20 protein-coding genes are annotated in these 18,336 nt (G+C 46.8%); 10 read left to right on the top strand and 10 right to left on the bottom strand.

Features of this window, described 5'->3' with window-relative positions:
• Positions 1–56 precede the first annotated feature (56 nt).
• Positions 57–803, bottom strand: a complete 747-nt coding sequence (locus ITJ88_RS07085) for a hypothetical protein (protein WP_195865115.1) — start codon at positions 801–803, stop codon at positions 57–59.
• Between the two features lies 1 nt (position 804).
• Positions 805–1,128 carry a PadR family transcriptional regulator gene (locus tag ITJ88_RS07080; RefSeq protein WP_195865114.1) on the bottom strand — a complete coding sequence of 108 codons (324 nt, stop codon included), beginning with the start codon at positions 1,126–1,128 and terminating at the stop codon, positions 805–807.
• A gap of 160 nt (positions 1,129–1,288) precedes the next feature.
• Here ITJ88_RS07080 and ITJ88_RS07075 point away from each other — a divergent pair, with 160 nt between their 5' ends.
• From ITJ88_RS07075 to ITJ88_RS07060, 4 genes are all read left to right on the top strand, one after another.
• Complete coding sequence (locus ITJ88_RS07075; protein WP_195865113.1) at positions 1,289–2,059, top strand: CPBP family intramembrane glutamic endopeptidase; 771 nt, start codon at positions 1,289–1,291, stop codon at positions 2,057–2,059.
• Positions 2,060–2,143: 84 nt separating this feature from the next.
• The gene (locus ITJ88_RS07070) at positions 2,144–2,809 is read left to right on the top strand and encodes a GntR family transcriptional regulator (RefSeq protein ID WP_195865112.1); all 666 of its coding nucleotides are present in this window, start codon (positions 2,144–2,146) and stop codon (positions 2,807–2,809) included.
• Complete coding sequence (locus tag ITJ88_RS07065; RefSeq protein WP_058265884.1) at positions 2,809–3,741, top strand: DMT family transporter; 933 nt, start codon at positions 2,809–2,811, stop codon at positions 3,739–3,741. The genes ITJ88_RS07070 and ITJ88_RS07065 overlap by 1 nt, the downstream gene beginning before the upstream one ends.
• Before the next feature lie 16 nt (positions 3,742–3,757).
• Positions 3,758–4,459, top strand: a complete 702-nt coding sequence (locus ITJ88_RS07060; protein WP_047395308.1) for a DUF554 domain-containing protein — start codon at positions 3,758–3,760, stop codon at positions 4,457–4,459.
• A 44-nt stretch (positions 4,460–4,503) separates the two neighbouring features.
• Here the strand turns inward: ITJ88_RS07060 and ITJ88_RS07055 are convergent, their stop codons facing one another.
• On the bottom strand, positions 4,504–4,974 hold the full coding sequence (locus ITJ88_RS07055) for an NUDIX hydrolase (protein WP_195865111.1): 471 nt from the start codon (positions 4,972–4,974) through the stop codon (positions 4,504–4,506).
• Positions 4,975–4,977: 3 nt separating this feature from the next.
• The gene (locus ITJ88_RS07050) at positions 4,978–5,724 is read right to left on the bottom strand and encodes an arylamine N-acetyltransferase family protein (RefSeq protein ID WP_195865110.1); all 747 of its coding nucleotides are present in this window, start codon (positions 5,722–5,724) and stop codon (positions 4,978–4,980) included.
• 183 nt (positions 5,725–5,907) lie between these two features.
• Here ITJ88_RS07050 and ITJ88_RS07045 point away from each other — a divergent pair, with 183 nt between their 5' ends.
• From ITJ88_RS07045 to ITJ88_RS07035, 3 genes are read left to right on the top strand one after another with little or no spacing between them, the layout of a single operon-like run.
• Positions 5,908–6,828: an ABC transporter substrate-binding protein gene (locus tag ITJ88_RS07045; RefSeq protein ID WP_195865109.1), complete on the top strand. Its 921-nt coding sequence runs from the start codon at positions 5,908–5,910 to the stop codon at positions 6,826–6,828.
• A 59-nt stretch (positions 6,829–6,887) separates the two neighbouring features.
• Entirely contained in the window at positions 6,888–7,871 is a 984-nt protein-coding gene (locus ITJ88_RS07040) for a FecCD family ABC transporter permease (RefSeq protein WP_064300928.1), read from the top strand.
• Entirely contained in the window at positions 7,868–8,836 is a 969-nt protein-coding gene (locus tag ITJ88_RS07035; RefSeq protein ID WP_370567770.1) for a FecCD family ABC transporter permease, read from the top strand. Before ITJ88_RS07040 ends, ITJ88_RS07035 begins: the two co-directional genes overlap by 4 nt.
• Before the next feature lie 82 nt (positions 8,837–8,918).
• On the opposite strand, the gene ITJ88_RS07030 is transcribed toward ITJ88_RS07035, so the two are convergent.
• The 5 genes from ITJ88_RS07030 to ITJ88_RS07010 form a co-directional block, all read right to left on the bottom strand.
• The gene (locus ITJ88_RS07030) at positions 8,919–9,581 is read right to left on the bottom strand and encodes an ABC transporter ATP-binding protein (protein ID WP_195865108.1); all 663 of its coding nucleotides are present in this window, start codon (positions 9,579–9,581) and stop codon (positions 8,919–8,921) included.
• Entirely contained in the window at positions 9,578–10,735 is a 1,158-nt protein-coding gene (locus ITJ88_RS07025) for an ABC transporter permease (RefSeq protein ID WP_230088555.1), read from the bottom strand. The genes ITJ88_RS07030 and ITJ88_RS07025 overlap by 4 nt, the downstream gene beginning before the upstream one ends.
• A 683-nt stretch (positions 10,736–11,418) precedes the next feature.
• Complete coding sequence (locus ITJ88_RS07020) at positions 11,419–12,348, bottom strand: ABC transporter ATP-binding protein (protein ID WP_195865106.1); 930 nt, start codon at positions 12,346–12,348, stop codon at positions 11,419–11,421.
• Positions 12,348–13,037: an ABC transporter permease gene (locus ITJ88_RS07015; protein WP_149427320.1), complete on the bottom strand. Its 690-nt coding sequence runs from the start codon at positions 13,035–13,037 to the stop codon at positions 12,348–12,350. The genes ITJ88_RS07020 and ITJ88_RS07015 overlap by 1 nt, the downstream gene beginning before the upstream one ends.
• A 24-nt stretch (positions 13,038–13,061) precedes the next feature.
• The gene (locus tag ITJ88_RS07010) at positions 13,062–13,475 is read right to left on the bottom strand and encodes a DUF4064 domain-containing protein (protein WP_058265893.1); all 414 of its coding nucleotides are present in this window, start codon (positions 13,473–13,475) and stop codon (positions 13,062–13,064) included.
• A gap of 187 nt (positions 13,476–13,662) precedes the next feature.
• Between ITJ88_RS07010 and ITJ88_RS07005 the strand changes: the two genes are divergently transcribed.
• Together ITJ88_RS07005 and ITJ88_RS07000 are read left to right on the top strand one after the other, a co-directional pair.
• Positions 13,663–13,965: a DUF2089 family protein gene (locus ITJ88_RS07005; RefSeq protein ID WP_064300933.1), complete on the top strand. Its 303-nt coding sequence runs from the start codon at positions 13,663–13,665 to the stop codon at positions 13,963–13,965.
• Positions 13,962–14,246 carry a hypothetical protein gene (locus ITJ88_RS07000; RefSeq protein WP_195865105.1) on the top strand — a complete coding sequence of 95 codons (285 nt, stop codon included), beginning with the start codon at positions 13,962–13,964 and terminating at the stop codon, positions 14,244–14,246. Before ITJ88_RS07005 ends, ITJ88_RS07000 begins: the two co-directional genes overlap by 4 nt.
• Positions 14,247–14,360: 114 nt before the next feature.
• On the opposite strand, the gene ITJ88_RS06995 is transcribed toward ITJ88_RS07000, so the two are convergent.
• Positions 14,361–17,579, bottom strand: coding sequence for an ABC transporter permease (locus ITJ88_RS06995; RefSeq protein WP_195865104.1), 3,219 nt, complete (start codon positions 17,577–17,579; stop codon positions 14,361–14,363).
• A gap of 371 nt (positions 17,580–17,950) precedes the next feature.
• Between ITJ88_RS06995 and ITJ88_RS06990 the strand changes: the two genes are divergently transcribed.
• Complete coding sequence (locus ITJ88_RS06990) at positions 17,951–18,280, top strand: DUF3784 domain-containing protein (RefSeq protein WP_195865103.1); 330 nt, start codon at positions 17,951–17,953, stop codon at positions 18,278–18,280.
• Positions 18,281–18,336 lie beyond the last annotated feature (56 nt).

Below are 18,336 nucleotides of genomic sequence, written 5' to 3'. Positions count from 1 at the left end.
CTCAAGGTAGGAGAACATCGCTGCTTTGTCTTATTTTCTACTTAATGATTAAGTGATTAATCTGCCTGACTGTTTTTAGATGAACGGATAAAAGTAACTGCAATCGTAATCGAGGTCAGAACATAACTCACGAGGACAGCGGTAATCTCTGACAAATTAAATACAAACAAAAGCAGCAGTTGAGGCACGAAAAAGACGAACACTGCAATCGGTAAAATCCATGTCTTCGTCTTCCATGCCGTGATTAGAATCCAGGCAATTAGAAGGGCACCAATTAACCACCCGACGCTCGGAGATAACGTGATTTTGGGCGAATCAATGAGTCCGTTGACGATCAATAGTCCGACGATCAGAAGAAGATGAACACTCCCATGAATTCCGTAGCGCAGGAGACGTGGTCGAGCAGTATCGCGTAAGGCGTCTTGACGGAATAACAATGCCAGGGTCGTCAAATAAACAGCGCTAATCAGCAGGAAGCCACCAACTAGCAAGATGCTGAATGTCGTTGTTCCATTCAGCAGATTTTGGAGATAGAGAAAACTCGATGCACCGAGAAAGACTTGTATGACGATCCAAAATGCTTCTTTCGGATCGAACGCCATCTCTTTCGAAATCGACTGGATGTAGTCAGCCGGACTGTCACCTGTGATCGCGCGAACTGATTTGCCATCGCGTTCTGCTTCAATCAGATGGTCTTCGAGTTCAAGGACTATCTCGTTCGTCGCTTGTTCATTTTTACCTGAAGCAAGCAGGTAGACCTTCAAGTCTTCCAAAAATCGGGTTGATTCCGTTGATAGGGTCATCTCAATCATCCTCCTTTAAAATACTTTCAACACTTGTCGAAAGGTGTTCCCATCTTTCCTTGAATGCGGTGAGTTCTTCTGCACCGCTCGTCGTGATCGAATAATACTTCCGTTTTGGACCGGACGGAGAGACGCGTGAAGTCGCTTCGATCCAGCCCAGTTTCTGCATCCGGATCAATAAGGGATAGATTGTTCCTTCGCTGATGTCAGCGAAACCGTATGCTTTCAGTTTCGTCGCCAGCTCATAACCATAAATCTCTTCTTCCGCGATCAGTGCAAGTAAACAACCGTCGAGAATCCCCTTTAACATTTGCGTCGATGACATCCGCATCATCCTTTCGCTACTTGGTATTACAAGGTAATGATATACCAAGCTATTTTGTATTGCAAGGTAGCTGGAGGAAAAAAGATTCATTTCCCTGAAAAAAAGGTAAACAAATCATAAAGTAGATACGTCGCTTGTTTAGAAAAGGGAGGTATTGATCGTGGATAAGCGGAATACTGTCGTCTCGGCGACCGTCGTCTTCATCATCATGGGTATCGTCATGGCTGTCTCTGCGTTTGGTTTCGGCATTCGTTATGGTGAACCGGAGTTGTTACGTATCGCGATCTTCGGTGAAGTCGCAACAGCGATTTTTCTCGTCTGGTACATTCGTCGTCATGCCACGTTTGCTGCCGTCGGGTTTTCGAAATTGCAGTCGCGGGGTCTGATCTGGTACATTCCGTTACTGCTGATCGTTCTCGTTCAAGTCGGATTGATCGTCAATGCGTTGTTCACGTCCTCGATATCATCATCGGCACTCCAACTTGTCGGAATCGTCTTCCTGACGACCTTATTCGTCGGTTTCAATGAGGAAGTCTTGTTTCGGGGCATCATCTTACGCTATCTCAAACCGAACGAACATCCGTATCGTGCCGTCCTTATCAGTGCGCTTCTGTTCTCATCTTTCCACTTGCTTAATTTGATCGCCTTGATTCCACCGGCAGCGATGTTGTTCCAACTTGCGAACACATTCGTCTTTGGTGTGTTCTTAGCGATCATCGCACTGAAGCTGAATAACCTCTGGCCATTAATCATTTTCCATGCGTTGTGGGATTTCGCGAGCATCGCTGCGGATGTCGTGAATGTTAATTTAGGAATTACGGTTCTTTTGGCGCAAGTCTATCTTCTCGTTGCGATCGTCATTCAATTAATCTTGTTGAAACGACATGATCTCAGCCATCTGAATGGACCGATGAATCCACGTAACGTTTGAATAGTTGACTCTCCGTTTTTTGACGGGGAGTTTTTATTTGGAACAAAGGTAGTATCGATGATTAATATGTAATATATTACTTATATGAAACTTACAGATGATTTAGTCATTGCACGACTTCCTCTCAGTGAGGAAGTGTATCGACGTTTACAGCATCACATCATCACCTTACGCCTCGCCCCAGGTGAGAAGGTGAACGATCAAGCGCTCGCGGAAATGTTCGGAGTCAGCCGAACACCGGTCCGAGAAGCCTTGAAACGACTCGAGGAGGAAGGATTGATTTTTGCGAAACGGGGCTCGCGGACGATCGTGACGGAGCTTGACGCTGAACAGGCACAGCAAACCTATCCGATCATCGCGACGCTGCACGGACTAGCAGCGCGTCTAGCGGGACCACTCTTGACGGAAGACGATTTGACGGAGCTTCAGACGATTCACCAACAGTTCACGATGGCAATCGATCAACAGGAGACGGAGACGGCACTGACGCTAGACGATGCCTTTCACGATGTCTTCGTGCAGCGCAGCCAGAACGCTCAGCTACGGGAAACGATTCGCCGATTGACGCCGCTGATCCGCCGGCTCGAATACGCCCAGTTCGATCGACTCGGTCGTCAATCGATTGCCGATCATGCGGCGATTTTGATTGCATGTCAACAACGGGATGTCGAGCAGCTCGTCCAGAAGACGGAACATAACTGGAACGGGCTCGGACGTTTACTCGTCTCGACATTAAAGGAGGAGCGCTGATGCGACCAATCATTTATGGGATCTTGGCGGCGATGTTCTTTGCCGTCACCTTCATCTTGAATCAATCGATGCAAGGAGCAGGGGGGCACTGGATCTACAGTGCGTCGCTTCGCTTCTTCTTGATGTTGCCGTTCTTCGTCGTCATCGTCTTGATGCGTCGGGGAATTGGTCGCGTCTTACAGGCACTGCGAGCCGACTTCGGTTTTTGGTTACTGTACGGAACGATCGGTTTCGGACTGTTTTACGGTAGCATTTGTCTTGCAGCCGATCATGCGCCGGGCTGGCTGATTGCCGGAACGTGGCAATTGACGATCCTAGCCGGACCGCTGCTTGCACCGTTGTTCAAGCAACGGATTCCGTGGTCGGCCCTTAAGTATTCCGTCTTGATCGTCCTTGGGGTCGTCGTCATGCAGTTATCCGTCGCAGGAAGTCTATCGCTACAATCCTTACTGTTCGGTGCCTTGCCGGTGCTCGTCGCTGCGATTGCCTATCCGCTTGGTAACCGGAAGATGATGGAACGGTATGGGGATGAGCTCGATGTCTTTGAACGGATCCTTGGAATGACGATCGCGAGTCTACCGTTTTGGATCGTGCTTTCCGTAATTGCTTACATACAAGTCGGCTTACCAAGTGTCAGTCAAGTGACCCAGTCCGGCTTCGTCGCCTTATTCTCAGGCGTCATCGCGACATCGCTCTTCTTCTACGCGACGTCACTCGTCCGGACGGAACCGGTCCGGTTAGCCGCGATCGAGGCGACCCAGTCGTTTGAGATCGTCTTTACCGTTCTCGGGGAGATTTTGTTTCTCCATGCGGCACTACCGACGGGACTCGCGACATTCGGGATCATCCTCGTCATGCTCGGGATGACGTTGCATAGCCTGAATCAGGCGGAGCGGACGGTCGTCCGTCCTGCGAAACGAAAAATCAATTGAGAAAGTAGGCTGTCAGATGGTTTTAACAGGTACACTCGTCAATACCGTCCTGATCATCATCGGGACGTTGCTCGGATTGATGTTCCACCGGATTCCGGAACGGATGAAGGAGACGGTCTTGCAAGCGATTGGTCTAGCCGTCGTCGTGCTCGGGATCCAGATGGGGATGAAAAGCACGAACTTCTTGATCGTCATCGGTAGTCTCGTTCTCGGAGGTGCGATCGGAGAATGGTTCCGCCTCGATGAGAAGCTCGACCGGATGGGGGCATGGCTCGAGCGTAAGATCAGTCGCGGTCGACCATCGAATATCGCCGAAGGCTTCGTTACCGCGACGTTGATTTTCGTCATTGGAGCGATGGGTGTTCTCGGTGCGCTCGACGGTGGACTACGTCAGGATCACGACGTCCTCTATACGAAGGGATTGATTGACGGCTTCACGGCGCTCGTCCTCAGTTCAACGCTCGGAATCGGCGTCATGTTCTCGGCGATTCCCGTCTTCCTCTATCAAGGGGCGATTGCACTGAGTGCCGTTGCGATCACGAAGTTCATTCCCGACGCCGCGCTGCAAGAATTCATCTTGGAGATGACGGCGACCGGTGGAGTGATGATTGCAGCGATCGGTCTCAATCTCGCCGGAATCACGAAGATCCGCGTCGCGAACTTGTTACCGGGCATCGTCATCGTCGCTGTCATTGTGACGGGCTTACATCTATTCTAACGACACATCCCCGCCTATCCAAAAGGACGAGCGGGGATGTTGTGTTATGTCTCAATCAATTCATGTGTCTCGTATGCCGTGATCGTATGGCCATCGTAATGGAAGTCATGCAGTAATGGGTGCTCGGTCGACAGAGCAATCGGTAGGTAGTGCCGGAGGTTGCTGATGATGCCCATGTTATCGTCGCCTAAAATCCAGTCGAGTGATTTCCAATCGAGGATTCCTTCAACTGTCATGACCGGTGTTGGAAACGGACGATCTTCTAAATCAGCCAGGTAGAGGTACATACCAGAGGTCTCTTCCCCATGTAAGCGAACGATGCCTTTTGATGTCACTGAGGTGAGCGTGATGCCTGTCTCTTCAAACGTCTCGCGGATGACGGCAGCTTCCGGTGTCTCGCCCGGTTCGATCTTACCACCGACACCATTCCACATGCCCATCGCCGGACGTTTTTGCCGATTGACGAGTAAAAAGTGGTCTGCGTGGCGGATTAAACAAAGTGTATAACGATCCATGGTTTACGACTCCCGTCCTAAAAAGTGTGTGTTGTACAGCATCTCGAATTGGGCGGGACCTGCGACCGGTAACTCGGTCGTCGTCGTTTCTTCAATCCGTAACGTCCGCTCGGTCAACGTCTTTTGTCCGCGCGGCGTCCGCATCGCGACAAGGCGACCTTTATTGAACGGCGAAGCGTCGCTCTGCTGGATGATCTGTTCCATCTTCGATAAGTCATCTGTTGTAATGGATGTCTCGCGATCGAACCGGTATCCAGTCACAAACTCCGCTTGTCCCGTTCGCTTCATCTCAAGTGTGTCATTATTGATGATCCGGTAACTGCCGCTAGCGGAATGAACGGTCTCTCCACTCAACGGAACAGGAACGAGTGGTAAATTGACGCCGAAGCCGGTATCAAGCAGGTGTGTTTCATTCCAAATGACCGCGACATGGGTCGGTCCGGTCGCTGACCAGGCATCTGACTTCATATCGTAGACAGTCGCTTGAACGAGTCGAACGGGACAGTTCAGTTCCTGCAGGACCCGGTGCAGCAGTCCGTTTAAGTCATAACAGACACCACCGCGTCGTTCTGTCAGAAATGTCTCGATGAAGCGCTCGTCGCTAAACGGACGCATGCGCTTCTCAAGGACGGTCGTATTCTCGAACGGTAACTGGTAGGCGAAGGCTTCGAGTAAGTCAGGTAATTGATCAAATGTGATTGCATCGAGCTGAAACTCAATTCGCTGTTCTAAGTCTTTCATCCAATCCATCTCTGGTCCCTCCTTTGTTCACTACCTGATTATCCCATATTCCTTCAGAAAATGTGGATTTCAGTCTATATTATCTGAAAATAAGGATTTCCCTTTTGTTCAATGGAAATCTTTGATATGCTGAGACAGGATTAATTAAGAATGATTCTCAATGTCGAATCACGAATTAAAGGAGGTCTCACCATGAGACGGAAAACTTGGATGACAGCGTTGACGCTCCTCGTGTTGAGCAGTTTGATGCTTGCAGCTTGTTCAGGTCAAGCAGAGCAATCGAACGAAAAGACGCGGACGATCACGCACGAAGCAGGAAAAACGAAAGTACCGGAAAAGCCGAAGAAAGTCGTCGCGCTCGAATTCTCGTTCGTTGATGCATTAGATGAACTCGGCATCACACCGGTCGGGATCGCACAAGAAAACAAGACGGATGTTTCTGGATTACTCGGAAAAGACATCTCGTTCACGGAAGTCGGTACACGCCAACAACCAAACCTTGAAGTGATCAGTTCCTTGCAACCGGACTTGATCATCGGCGACTTCAACCGTCATAAAGGAATTTATAAGCAATTACAAGAAATCGCACCGACGATCATCTTGAAGAGTCGCAATGCGACGTATGAAGAGAACATCGATTCGTTTAAGACGATTGCGGAAGCGGTCGGCAAAACGAAACAGATGGACGATCGCCTTGCCCTGCATGAAGAGCGCTTGCAGGCAGCGAAGAAGAAGGTTGATCCAAAAGATGACCGGAAAGTCATGGTCGGTGTCTTCCGCGCCGATTCACTGACAGCACACGGTGAGACGTCGTTTGACGGTGAGTTGCTCGAGAAGATCGGTATCGAGAATGCCGTTACGAAAACAGCGGAACCGACTGTGACGATCACGTTAGAGCAGATGGTCAAGTGGGATCCGGACGTCATCTTCATGGCGGAAGCTGATCCGAAGTTACTGAAAGAGTGGAAGGATAATCCGCTCTGGAATCAGATCACAGCGGTCAAAAACGGAGAAGTCTACGAAGTCAATCGAGACCTCTGGACGCGTTACCGTGGTCTGGACGCTGCTGAACAAATCGTTGACGAAGCAATTCAATTGCTCAAACAGAAATAACGAACGACAAAAAGCCGGAGCAATCTGGCTTTTCGTCTTGATGAAAGGGGAAAGATCCGGTGCAGCGGAAACGTCTGATTTTCGTACTTATCTTACTCAGTTGCTTGGCCGTTTATAGTAGCTTGTTCTTTGGTATCACACAGATGAATCCGGTCCACTTAGTGCAGGAGTGGATCAGTGGCACGACCTCTAAAGCGGGACTCGTCCTGACGAATCTGCGCTTGCCGCGTCTCTTACTCGGATTGTTGCTCGGAGCAAACCTTGCCGTCGCTGGAGCGATCATGCAAGCTGTGACGCGGAACCCGCTCGCTTCACCACAAGTCTTTGGGGTCAATGCGGGTGCGTCGTTTCTCGTCGTCTTAAGCCTGCTCATCTTTCCGTCACTCGGAACGGCGAACTTGCTTTACTTCGCTTTTGCCGGTGCCTTACTCGGTGGCGTGCTCGTCTTTTCGTTCGCTTCGATTCGCGGGATGACGGCGTTAAAACTTGCCCTCGTCGGGATGGCGATTCATCTCTTGTTGACGTCGCTAACGAAAGGCTTGATTTTATTCAATGATCGAATCACGAACGTCTTGTACTGGTTGTCTGGTTCGCTCAGTGATGCAAGCTGGCTCGAGCTCCGGATCGTCCTCCCGTGGTCGCTCGCCGGTTTGATTCTTGCGGCAAGTCTCGCGAAGTCGCTCGCCGTTTTCCAACTCGGGCAAGACGTCGCGGTCGGACTCGGACAAAAAGTGACGCGGATCCGTCTGCTTGCCGGCATCAGTGTCGTGTTACTCGCAGGGGTAACGGTTGCCGTTGCCGGAGCAATTGGCTTCATCGGTCTGATGGTGCCGCATATCACACGTCGACTCGTTGGCGAGGACTACCGAATCGTCTTACCCGTCTCTGCCGTCATCGGTGGTCTGTTGTTGACGTACGCCGATGTCCTGGCGCGCTTCATTGCCTATCCGTATGAATCACCAGTCGGCATCGTGACATCATTGCTCGGGGCACCTTTCTTCCTTATCCTGGCACGCCGCCAAATGAAAGGTGGATTACGATGAGAGAGATGCGTCGGATTCTACTTGTCGCAGTAATCGTCCTTGTCACAAGCTTCGCCTTACTGTCGGTCGGTTCGATTCAATTGTCGTTAACGGAACTCTGGCAGTCGTTCTTTAGTGGAAAGGATGCCTTCATCGTCCAAAATTACCGGCTGCCGCGAACGGTCCTCGCCTTTTTAGCAGGAGCGAGTTTCGCTCTTGCCGGGGTCATCTTACAAAGCGTCATCCGTAATCCATTGATCTCACCGGACGTAATCGGAGTGACGAACGGAGCGTCTCTGTTCGCTGTTTTGACGATCGCCCTCGTGCCGGATGGTCCGCTCTTGTTGACACCGATCGCCGCCTTCATCGGAGCAGCACTCGTCATGCTGGCGTTGATGATGCTTGAGCGAGGGGGAAACGTCTCCCGCAGTTCGTTTGCGTTACTTGGTATCGCCGTTAGTGCGATCTGTGCCTCGGGAACAGAATACCTGTTGATTAAATTTCCACTTCAGACGAACGATTCACTCGTCTGGCTTGCTGGAAGTCTGTTCGGGAAAGGGTGGCAGGAAGTGTTGATCTTAGCGCCTGTGCTCGTCGTGATCGGTGCGATCCTCTTCTATCGACACCGTCAACTCGATGTTTTATCACTTAGTGAGGAAGTCAGCATCGGTCTCGGCTTACCAATTCAGCGGACGCGGCACGTCTTCTTGGCGCTCGCCGTCATCCTAGCCGGTGTTGCCGTCGCAACGGTCGGTGCGATCGGCTTCATCGGTCTGATTGCTCCACATATGGCACGGCGTCTCGTCGGACATAAACATCTCGCCGTCTTACCGATGGCGCTGTTACTCGGCGGCGGATTACTCGTCGTCGCTGATGCGCTCGGTCGCGGGATTCATCCGCCGCTTGAAGTGCCAGCCGGATTGATCACGGCGATCATCGGTGTACCGTACTTCCTGTATCTCTTACGGAGAGAGAAGGCAGCTTGAATAGATTAAATAAAAAAAGACTCTCGGAAACCAAGGACAAATGTGCAGCATCTGTCTTTTGGTCAGAGAGTCTTTTTTTGTGTTAGCCGAGTTCTTGAAGCGTAATCATTCGATCATGTCGATTCGCGACATCTAGGTCATGCGTAACTGTGATGATTGTCGTCTGGACTGTTTGATTCAAGTCAAAGAGTAGATTCATGATCTTTTCTTTATTCTCGGTATCTAAAGAAGCAGTAGGTTCGTCTGCTAAGATGATATCAGGTTTCATGATCACGGCTCTTGCGAAGACGGCTCGTGAGCGTTGACCACCCGAACATTCATGTGGTTTCTTCTTTAAGATTGAAGCGATCCCAATGCGATGCACGACTTCCTTTACGTACGCAAGCGTCGTTGGGTCTTTCTCTAAATTAGCATATAAGAGAGGTAACTTAATATTATCTTCAATAGTCAACGAAGGGATCAAAGCGGATTCTTGGAGGACGAATCCGATTTTTTGATTTCGCCATGTGGCCAACTGTTTTGTGGTCAAGTCAGCCGTAGATGAATCGAAAAGTGTATAGGTGCCTTCATAGTGCGTATCAAGTAGTCCGAGTATATTCAGTAAAGATGTTTTGCCCACGCCGGACGGACCGACGATCGCCAGTTTTTCACCGGATTGAACCGTCAAGGTGAAGTTTTTCAGTATTGAAAAGTTCGATTTCGGAAACGTCTTCTGTTGAATTTCAAGATGAATGCAATTACTCATTCTAACACTCCTATTGAGATTGGAATCTGCTTTATTTTTTTCATCGTCAGTTCGACGATGATCGTACCGATGATGATATCGATCACAAGAACTGCTGCTAAAGCAACCCAATCGATATCGATTAAACCGAGGAATCCATACGTGACGAAAGCGGACTCTTTGGTCGTCCAAAATAGATGACGGCTATAAGCAACTGAAGACATTAAGACGACTAGGTTGACGAAAAATAGAATTGCGAAGTAACGATAGAATATTTTTCGGAGAGTGGCGTAACTTAGTCCGACGAGTAGATGGATCGTGATATCCTTGATCATCAGGCGAACACTGACGAAGCTGATCCAAATGCTTGACAGGAGAACAAGAAATAGCAACGCGACAGATAGCAGACTCATGAGCATCAGCGAGCTGCTGTAGTGTTCCTTAAAAAATGCGTCATTTTCTTTTTGTGTGTAGAAGTTGAATGTCATACCTGTATTTTGTTGAATAAGTATTTTTAGCTGGTTCATTTTTTTCTCGGATGAATCGAGCAGTACGAGATCCATCAAAGCATTGACGTGGAGGTCAAGACCGGCATTTTGAATAAACACTGAATCAACGGGAACAAACACTGCAAAGTTATAGTAATGCTTCGAATTCGGAGCATAGAAGCTAGACCGATAGATATTTTTCTTTAATATGCCTTGTACATGTAACAGGACAGGTTTGTTCGTAACGGGATTGATCGTTTGGATCGTAGAACCGAGAGAATACGATTCCGCTAGACCGGGACCAATCAAGACAGATAAGTGATCTTGTTTCCTTGTCTCCTCAAATTGGAGAGGTTTTCCTTTAGATAATGGAAAATCTCTTAACTGATAAGCGGCTTCGTTTATGTAGTTGAATTGAACTTCCATGTCCTGCTTATTCTTTAATGGAACGACGAACCCATCCGAATGGAGAACGTAGTCGAAATTTTGATCTAAGTATTGATAAATTTTTTGAGTATCTTCGATGTCGATGCTGTCAAAGTCGGGATTACTATCAGGATCTAAGTTCGCTACGAAAGCGTTTCGATCATGTAAGGCGGTCATTTCTTGATATCCCTGATATGTACTGATGATTGAACGAACGGTAGAGAATGTCAGGTAGTTCGCTGCAAAAAGCAAAATAACCATACCGAATACGAGAAGCCATCTTTTTAAGAAGATATTCCTGAAGAAATAACGGAAAAGTTTCATTTTTGATTCACCCAACTTGTGAATAGAATGATGTAGAAGACAAAGATAAAAACGAGTAACAGGCTACTCGCGATGTGTACCTGCAAAGACATATGAAGAACGAGTGAAAACATGAAGCAACAGCATAAAATGAGTAAATGGTGGAGCATATAGCGGAATGCGATTTGTTGTTTAGTGTCTCCAACAAGAATACGACACAAGATTTCAATTTTTCGTTGTCTTACAAATTGATACTGAAAAATCAATACGAGTAATGTCGAGAACACAATCACGATCAGTTTGACATCTAAGATATTTTCAATGAAGGATTTAAATACCGGATAACGTTCCAAGTTTAACGTTTGTGCGATTGACAATGCTGTATTGATAGAAAAACAAATGATGTAGAGGAGACTCAGCTCCACGTAGTCTCTTCGTCGAAATAAAGAATGTTTCATCGAATACTCCTTCATTATGATAATTGGAATTTAATTTTATCATATATTGACAATTATTAAAAAATAGATAACGTTTTTCACCTGTTCTTCGATGAGTAAGAGGACGCTAAGAAAATGAAACACCCCTTCATTTCGTTGTGAAATGAGGGGGTAATGGATTGAAAAGGTTATTTAGTGAGAGTATCAAGCGGTACGTTTTTCCATACCTAAATTCAAGAAGATCTCTTCCAACGACGCTTCCTCGACTTCGAGTCGATACACGTTAACGTGTTGCGAGACGAGGTAGCTGTTGATCGTAGCAATATCGTGTTCACTTTGGACGATGAACGTCGAGTGAGTAGAGGAGACGTTGACGTCTTTCGCAAGTGTCGACAACTTGGTCTGCAGATGTTGTTGTGTATCATTGTCGAGCAACGCATGTTTTACGTGAACGGTGATGTTCTTTTCATGTTGTTCCCGTAACTCCTCCATCGTGCCTTGCGTCTGAATCGTTCCGTCCTGCATGATCGCAATCTCCGTACACAGTTTTTCGACCTCGTCCAAGTTATGAGACGTTAAGAAAATCGTTGTTCCGTCTGCTGCGATCTTGCGGATCAACGTATGAATCCCGAGAATCGAGTTGGCATCAACGCCAGACGTCGGTTCATCTAAAAACAGGATTTCCGGTCGATTAATCAGGGCTTGGGCGATCCCGAGCTTTTTTTTCATCCCGAACGAGAAGTTCTTCGTTTTTACATCGATGGCGTCTTCAAGTTGGACATCACGGAGGAGTTGTTTTAACTCGTCCGTCGTCGTCTTCAGACCGAGGACTTTGCTGAAATACTTCAAGTGATCGAGCGCCGTGAAGTTTTCGTAAAAGGTCGAGTAATCCGGCAGGACGCCGATTCGAGTTCGGACGTCCTTCAAGGAATCGTTCGGTGCTCCGAGTAACTCGAACGTTCCGGATGTCGGACGGACAAGACCCGTGATCATGTTGATGAATGTTGATTTACCGGCGCCATTTTGACCAAGGAAGCCGAAGATGGCCCCTTGTTTGATTTCGAGATTCAACTGGTTGACGACGGTCTTATTGCCGTACTGTTTCGTTAGATTGGTTGCGCGAAGGGCTAGCATCATAAATCTCTCCTTTTAAAGATCATCAAGCTCGCGATGACGAAGACGGCGATATGGATCAAGACAAGATACGTGTATGCAGTGTTTTCTTGCGTGTAGTAATAATAGGGCGTCAAGTAAGACAACGTATCAACGATGACATTCTTCGAAATAAGACTCCACATCCCAATGACCGGAAGCGCGATCGAGATGAAGATACCGACGAACATCGTCATTGCAGAGCTGTTGACGACTGTTGAAAGAAACAGCGACAGACCGATGAAGTAAGAGACGAAGATGATGCTTTGGATCAAATCGACGATCGGGAACGATTTTGAAAATGGAACGATCAACAAGAGGGCAACTGTCAGACAGAGGACCCAAAACGAGACGTTGCCTAAAAACTTTCCGAAAATGATGTTTTCACGAGATGTTTTCGTCGCGAGAAAACGAATCGTCTTCGATTCAATCTCTTTATTGACGCTACTATGAGAAATACTCGTCACGAATAAAGGAGATGCTAAGAACAAAAGCAGCATCAAACCGATGATATAGGCGTTGTCACCCAGACCGAGATCACTGAGTTGTCCTTTGAACTGGCTGACGAGTTTAGCAGAACCAATCGTCACACCGAACAAGACGACGATGATCAGGATGGCTCGAATACTTTGGAAAAGCGATTTAAATTCTCGAAGTGTAATCGCGAACATATCGACACACCTTTCTGTTTGAGTTTAGTATTGCCGTGCTATCTTTTTATTCTTCGTGACGTTAGTGATACCGGCGATCAAATAAGCGATTGAACCAAAGACACCGGCGAGTAATGTGAAGATCCCACCGAGAATTGCAGTAATGATCAACATCTTTCCTGCTGAACCGTTTTTGCGAATCCGGACGATCGAGACGATTCCGCCTATCGTACATAAAAGAGAGACGGCACCAAGGTACAAGAAGAATTGTTGGAAGGATGTGAGGATTTGGGTAGACGTGACATCCGTAATGTTCTCATCCTGGATGAATTGATCGACCAACTCCTTCATGCCAGCGTGATCCGCAATCGATCCAGACAATAGAAACCCACCTAAACATAATGATCCAAACAAGACGATACCGATGACAGCAAATATGTATTCCGTTGTTCTTTTCAAGTAAAACACTCCTTTTCCTTATTTTTCCGATTTGACAATCCTAAACTACCATGACTCGAATCACTATGACAAGCGAAATAATGAATATATTTTAATTATTTATTGGTTAAATATTTAATTAATATCAAAAATACTTTAACTTTATTTAATTGGATGCTATTATGGTGACATGGGAGGGAAATGGTAAATGAAAAAAGATGATGTTCCAGATTGGGTTTTATCTCTAGAATTGGAAGAGATGGAATTCGTTAAAAAATTCATCATAAGCTCGGGTTCTTTGAAAGAACTGGCGAAACATTATGATGTCTCCTATCCCACAGTCCGGATTCGCGTCGATCGGATCATTCAGAAAATCGAAGTGAATGAGAAAATCGAGAATGAACCGTTCATCGCATACATTAAACAAATGGCCATCGAAGACCGGATCACGATTGAAGATGCCAAAAAAATCATCGAAAAATATCGACTTGAGAGGGGTAACAATCAATGAACTTTTTCATTTCTGCTCTAATTATCAGTATCTGTTTAGGAATACAATATTTTTTATCGAGTCGTCATAATCCGTATCTCGGTATCATCATGCCAATCATTTTAGTGATTTTCCTGACATGGCGTTACTTTGATGGTAGATACAATAGTTTTTTAGCCTATGTATTGATTTTAGGAGTCGGCATGATTTCACTGTGGGAACAATGGTCGCGTGGTCGAAAGAAGCTTAAAGAGAATCAAGAAAAAGAACTAGAACGGATGCGCGTTCACGATACATTGTGAGTTACAAAGATACATAGCGTTTTTTAGAGAAAAATGAGAGTCGCCTCGGTTTCGATGATGAAACCGAGGTGACTCTCATTTATGTGATCCGGGCTAGATTCATATTACGGCATATTAATCGAGTTCAATCTTCACTGTCGTATCCTTTGGAAACGCATCATCCGCAGCAAAGAGAACGAATACCTTCTGATCATCAGGAACTTGATAGACTAAATCAATGGTTGACTTATATGGTGGGAGATACTGATAACTGTTTCTGAATGCTTTCTTATTATGATTGACGTAATCAACGGTTTCATATTCTTTTCCGTCGAGCGACGTCAATGTAAAGGTGCCTGGTCGGTAAATAGCATAAGCGCCTTTTACTCTATTGTCGGGATCGTACATGACAACAGGAACCGTAACGAACCGATAACCGCTCTTTTCCTTTAGATTGAGTTCTTTCGGTGTTGGAATGAGTGATTTAGCATAGAACAGTTCAGAAGTTGCTTCTGGATCACCTGGGTACGTTTGGATGACTCCTTTATTCATTAGTTTTTTAAGTGCTTTCTGATTGTCAGTTTTCCTGTCGGTTGACGCTTTCGTTTCAGAAGCCAAGTTTTTTATTTTTTGTCCGCTTGTTTGTTGCTGAGGTGCACTCTGTGTTGTAGTCGTTGAGGATTCCGTTGAGGCGAACAAGAATAGGCTTGCCACTCCGATACACAAGGAAGCGGCGATGGATCCAAGTGCCCATTTGAAACGCCGTTCTGTCGCCTGTGTGTTCTCTACTATACTTCCAAGTGCAGCATTCGGTGTAATCCGGACGGCACGCTCGGCAGGGAGCAAGGCACCTAACACGCCGGTGATCACCGGAATCAAGAGCATAATGCTGAGGAAACCAAGCTCTTGGACCGGGAATTGTCCGTAAACGAAGCCGATCATCCCAAGTGCTGTCAAAAGACCAATCACGCCAGCGCAGAGTCCTGTCATCATGCCTTCACTTAGTACGAGTAAACGAACTTGACCGTCTTGCCAGCCTGTTGCTTTAAGGACAGCAAGCTGACTTTTGCGTTCATTGACGTTTTGCCACATGATTTCTGTCGTCGTCAGGATGGCAATCAGTAAAGCGACACCCATCGCGACGTAATGCATCGTCCCGACTTCAAGCGCGACATATTCGCCGAGCCACGTTGCGTACAAGACGCCTTTCAGTCGGAACGTGATGAAGAGGAAGAAGATGAACAGACTCGTCGGTAAAGCGATCGCGACGACCGAAAGCAATGTCCGTTGCCAGTACGTGACGAGCTGATTGATGCTCATCCCAAGCACGCTACGCGCACGAACGAAACGGCGACCTTTTGAGACTTCACCGGAACGCATGCTTTCGTATGGTTTGATCTGACGGATGAGCGTCATCGGCACGAGCGTTCCACCCCAGTAAATGAGTAAACCAGCAAGACCAATCAATAAAATTCGACTGATTGCAATCGGGTTGTCCGTCGTGACCCAGAACGAACCAAGAATCGTCCAGGCAATCAAGACGACGAGTGTTCCAAGCAGCGTGGCTTCGAGGAACAGTAGTTTTGACAGCTGACGCGGGCGCCAACCGAGTGATAGTAAAATCGCGAATTCTTTCTTTCGTGCATACAGCAGGATGATGTTCGAGCTGAAGACATAGACGAGCGCAACAGCGATGACACTTGCGATGATGCCGCTCATCCCGACTTTTGCTTCCTGGAAGATCGCAATCGACGAGCCGAGCTTGATCCACGGTTGTTGAACCCAGCCGAGCGCTGATTCGTCTTTTAGACCCGGTAAATAGGTCAAGGCGAGTTGCGGTGACGAGCCGAGGGTCACGTCCGTGATTAGACCTGTCTTCTGTTCGATTTCTGTTGCCACCTGTTGGAGCTTTTTCTCGCTAGCAGCATTCATCGTCTCGACACCTTTAACGTTGACGCGGATGGCAGAAATCGCTTTGGCACCACGAATTTTAAACGCAGCATCGAGCGTCGTCAGCATCGAAGGTGGTTTCGTCAGGAAATCATATGGATCATTTGTTGGTTTAACGTCTCGAACCGGATTGACCGGACGTTCATTCTTATCCATCACCCACTGGGCTTTTGACGGGAAGTACGTCTCCATCGGCAGTTCCGTCAGCGGGTCTTTCGAGATATTCAATTTCTTCGGATCGAAGACCCCGATATAGTTCAAGTTGACTTTGGGCCAATCCACGCTATCTTTTCCAAACATGCGCGCTTCCCGGTACATGCTGCGTTTAGCGAGTAAGGAATCTTGCTCGACTTGTTTCGGTTGGACTTGATAGGTGAACGGCCAACGTGATGCGTACGGACTTTTGATTGAGCGGTAGTCGATCGGAGACGGTTTTAAGGCAATCCACGTAAAGGAATTGCTGTTCGTCTCTTCAGCAGTCGGTAACGTATGTTTCAAAATATCATTGACGAGTTTTTTCTGGACATCTTGTGTCGTGATCGTATAACGTTTCGCACCACTTGTCGGTAAGGAGTCTAAGTATTTTTTTCCGCCTTTTTGTTCGACCTGTTGTACCAGATCGTTAATGGATGTTTCTTTCGACGGCAGCTCGACTTTTTCGTACGTGTAGATGCGTGACGCGTCCACGTATTCACGATTGTTCAACAGGATCGGAATTTGGACACCGTCTTCACCAAACGAGGTGACTTGATCATCTTTTGAAAAGTAGTTACTATAGGTTCCTTTGGTCGTCGCTTGATCCAAGCCGACGAGTGCAGCTTCTGCTTCGGGATCAACCCCCGCAATCATGACTTGACTCCCATACTCAAAAAGAGGCTGCTTTCCAAGTGGGAGGGGCGACACACCTGATTTTTTGGCATCTCCTGTAGGTTCCCATCCTGCTGCTAAGAAGGTGACGCCACTCGAGGATTCGTTCTGTAACCCGGTATCTTGCGTGTCTTTGATCGTCAGTTTATAAATCCCTTCTTGATCGATCGTATGCGTACCGATACTTGAAACTGTTTGATTATACCCAATCATCGCGATGGGGGCAGCGACCTCGACGTCAGTCATATTTTTGATCGTCTCGTATTGTTTGCGCGTGATGCCGCCATCGAGACCGCTCATGTAGTTTGGCTCGAGTAACTTCAAGTCTTCCGTCACGCTCCGGCTGCCTTCTGGTCGGACGACGATATCGTAAGAGGAGCCCCAACGTTTTTGTAGCTCATCGACGACGGTTCCGTTATTGGCTTGCGTCGTTCCGATCAAATAGCTCAGTCCAGTACTGACGATCAGAACACCGACAAGTAGCAGGATGAATCGCTCTTTGTTGCGCCACCAGGAATTCCAGATGAACTTAAGCATCGGCAAACCCCTCCTGGAGTAAGATGTACTGTCTTATGATGGACCTTGCATTAACTATCAATTGAGGTGACGTGTAGCTATGGATGTGTACCGATTCAGTCATGGATGAATCCTCCTTTGAAAGAACATTTTTTATTCTATATGTAAGTAAAAAATCCAATCATTACCTAATTATAATTGAAGATTAAGAAAGTGAGCTACAAAAAACAGAAAAATCAGAAAAATGAGTCAATCATTCAACTTAAGAATGATAGTAAAAGGGACAAACATATTATCAAGAGGGTAATTCAAAAAAATTATGAAACTTGAAGGAATGTAAAAGCGTTAATGAATTAACACACGTCATACTTTAAAACGGGAGAAAAAAGCGGATGGTCGTGAGCGAATCCATTGTTTATTTTGTAATTCTTATCCCTCTGCTGGTGTTTGCTATCGTTCTATCGAAAGGAAAAGGCGCATCATTGCTTGCAGGATATAATACGTTGTCTGAAAGTAAGAAACAAGATTATGACGAAGTCGCCCTATGTCAATTCATGGGTAAGATCATGTACGGCGTTTGTTTTAGCATCCTGTTGATTGCTGGGAGCGAGCTGTTTGAATATCAATCTTTGTTTAGTTTAGGCGTCATGTTACTATTCATTCTTATTGTATTCGCAGTCGTCTATTCGAACACGAATGACCGATTCAAGAAAAAGAGATAATTTTGTTCACGTCAACAAGACCTCCATCATTTAAACCATAATGAGAAATCCTTTAA

Source organism: Exiguobacterium abrahamii, assembly GCF_015645365.1.
GTDB lineage: Bacteria > Bacillota > Bacilli > Exiguobacteriales > Exiguobacteriaceae > Exiguobacterium_A > Exiguobacterium_A abrahamii.
The sequence above is the reverse complement of the archived record's forward strand: the minus strand, read 5'-3'. Positions and strand labels throughout refer to the sequence as shown.